The sequence below is a fragment of the Streptomyces sp. URMC 123 genome (assembly GCF_051386515.1).
Classification (GTDB): Bacteria; Actinomycetota; Actinomycetes; order Streptomycetales; family Streptomycetaceae; genus Streptomyces.
Genome location: NZ_JBPQTV010000536.1, coordinates 1 through 2,496, shown reverse-complemented (window position 1 = coordinate 2,496; position 2,496 = coordinate 1). Strand labels below are relative to the sequence as shown.

Annotated in this window: 4 protein-coding genes; 3 read left to right on the top strand and 1 reads right to left on the bottom strand. The window is 72.0% G+C overall.

What is annotated here, in order from left to right; all coding sequences use genetic code 11:
• The first annotated feature begins 133 nt into the window (after nt 1-133).
• Nucleotides 134-733 carry a dihydrofolate reductase family protein gene (locus tag ACSNOD_RS30460; protein WP_436770312.1) on the top strand — a complete coding sequence of 200 codons (600 nt, stop codon included), beginning with the start codon at nt 134-136 and terminating at the stop codon, nt 731-733.
• Between the two features lie 149 nt (nt 734-882).
• Nucleotides 883-1,278, top strand: coding sequence for a DUF2267 domain-containing protein (locus tag ACSNOD_RS30455; protein ID WP_436770311.1), 396 nt, complete (start codon nt 883-885; stop codon nt 1,276-1,278).
• A 145-nt stretch (nt 1,279-1,423) separates the two neighbouring features.
• On the opposite strand, the gene ACSNOD_RS30450 is transcribed toward ACSNOD_RS30455, so the two are convergent.
• Nucleotides 1,424-2,131, bottom strand: coding sequence for a TetR/AcrR family transcriptional regulator (locus ACSNOD_RS30450; RefSeq protein WP_436770310.1), 708 nt, complete (start codon nt 2,129-2,131; stop codon nt 1,424-1,426).
• 192 nt (nt 2,132-2,323) lie between these two features.
• Here ACSNOD_RS30450 and ACSNOD_RS30445 point away from each other — a divergent pair.
• On the top strand, nt 2,324-2,496 hold a 173-nt coding region (locus ACSNOD_RS30445), incomplete at its 3' end, for an ATP-binding cassette domain-containing protein (protein ID WP_436770313.1).

Here is a 2,496-nt window from a genome sequence, read left to right as displayed (position 1 = left end):
CCACCCGGTTCCGCCCGACGCCCGACCCGGCCCCACCCGGTTCCGCCCGACACCCGACCCGTCCATACCCCGGTGCCATGCGCCGCGCATGCCGCCGCCGATGTCCTGCCGATCGACAACCCAAGGGGCTCTCGTGCGCCATCTCGTCTACTACATCGCCTCCACCCTCGACGGCTTCATCGCCGGGCCGGACGGCGCCGACCCCACCGGCCCCGACGGCTTCTGGCCGATCACCGAGGACTACCTCCAGCACCTCGTCACCGAGTACCCGGAGACCCTCCCCGGCCCGGCCCGTGCCGCGCTGTCCGTCACGGCCACCGGCACACACTTCGACACGGTCCTCGAAGGCCGGCGCTCCTATGAACTGGGCCTGCGCGCCGGCGTCACCGACGCCTATCCGCATCTGCGGCACCTGGTGTTCTCCCGCACGCTCACCGAGAGCCCCGACCCCGCCGTGGAACTGGTCGCCGAGGACCCGGTCGCGACGGTGCGGCGGCTGAAGCAGGAGGACGGCAAGGACATCTGGCTGATCGGCGGCGGAGAGCTGGCCGGTGCGCTCTACTCCGAGATCGACAAGCTGATCGTCAAGCTGAGCCCGATGACCATCGGCACCGGCGTGCCGCTCTTCTCCCGCACGGCGGGATTCGATCCGCGCGTCTGGGAGCTGACGGATCACACCGCCCTCAGGAGCGGGGCGATCTTCCTCACCTACGCCCGGAACACCTCCGGATGAGGCCGGCGGGCCCGGCCCGCCCTCCGCGTACGACGGGCTCCCCGGCCGGGGTTGAACCGATGGTTGTCACCGTTTGTGCCACGGGGTACATAAGGAGATAGGTCACGAAACCGTCCGCCGGCGCCCTCGCACTGCCCCGGGAGGTCTTCATGCGCATGCACTGGGACGCGTTTCTCGCCGCGGTCCGGGAGCGCGGCGAGTATCCCTCGCGGGACGAGGCGGAACGGGCCTCCCGCGTCGTACTGGCCCTGCTGGGCGCGCATCTCGTGGGCGGGGTGCGGAGTGAGCTGGCCGCCCGGCTCCCCGAGACGCTGGCCCTGGTCCTGCTCAACCCCCTGCAGGCCCATGAACCGCTCTCGCCCGAGCGGTTCATCCGGGCCACGGCGGCCTGGATCGAGGGCGCCACGGAGAAGACGGCGACCTGGGACGTCAGCGCGGTGCTCAGCGTCGTGGCCGACACCGCGGGCGAGGACCTGATGGACCGCGTCCTGTTCCAGCTCCCCGACGGCTACGACCTGCTCTTCGGCCGGCCGCGCCCGATCTGAGCCGCGCGCGGCCGCGGGGCCCGCACCGGCGGCCCGAGCCCGCCCGCGGCCGATTCGGAGCCGACCCCGGCCGCTTCCGGGTCGACCCCGGCCGGCTCGGGCCCGCTTGCGGCCGATTCGAGGCCCGTCACAGCCGACCCCGGCGTCAGCCGGCTGACGAACGGGCGGCGAGGCGGGCCTCAAGGCCGTCCAGGATGGCCTCCACGCCGAACGCGAACTTCTGTCTGATCATCTCGGCGGGATCGGCGCCCGCGTGCTCGTCGAGGCGGGCGCGCAGCCTCGGGTACTGCGAGGCGATCTCCAAGGCCCACTCCATGGGGTCCTGGCCCTGCCCCCGCTCGCCGCCCTTGCCCGCGCCGCCCTCCGGCGGGCGGCTGCGCACCCGCGCCGCGGCGGCCTCCATCGCGTCGACGACCGCCGTGCCCGCCGCGAAGGTGAAGGCCGCGTTCGCGGCCCAGTCGAGTTCCTGCCCGGTGAAGCCGGCGGCTTCGTAGATCGCGTACGCGTGGTTCTGGAAGCGGGCCGTGCCGTGGCCGTAGACGAAGTGCGTGCCGATGGCCGTGACGAGCCACGGGTGGCGCAGCACCATCGCGTAGCAGTCGTGCACCAGCGTTCGGGCGGCCGCGCGCCAGCCGTTCTCCTCGGGGTCCACGAGTTCGAGCTCGCGCCACACCTCGTCGGCCGCGAGGACGATCAGGTTGTCCTTGCTTCCCACGTGCCAGTACATGGCGGTGGCGGCCGAGCCCAGGCGCTGGCCGAGGCGGCGCATGCTCAGCCCCTCCAGCCCCTCGGCGTCGAGGAGCTCGATCGCGGCGCGCACGATCTGGTCGCGGCTCAGGGTCTCACGTGGCATGCCGCCACAGTAGCCCAGCACTTGCACGCTGTTCAATTGACGACCCACAGGGACTTGCACACCGTGCAAGTCCTCTTTTACGGTGTGCAAGTCGCCGAGTTGAACAGCGTGCAAGTCGGCTTCGCCGGGGCCTCCCGTGGGCCTCGGTCCGACCGGGACCCGTCCGGACCCCAGGAGAGAGGCAGCACCGCGATGAGCGCACCGCCCGCGACGGCCGTCGCACCAGCGATCACAGCCGTCGGCCTGCGCAAGACGTACGGCGAGAAGGTCGTCCTCGACGGCATCGATCTGCACATCCCCGAGGGGTCGATCTTCGCCCTGCTGGGCCCCAACGGCGCGGGCAAGACCACCACCGTGGAAATCCT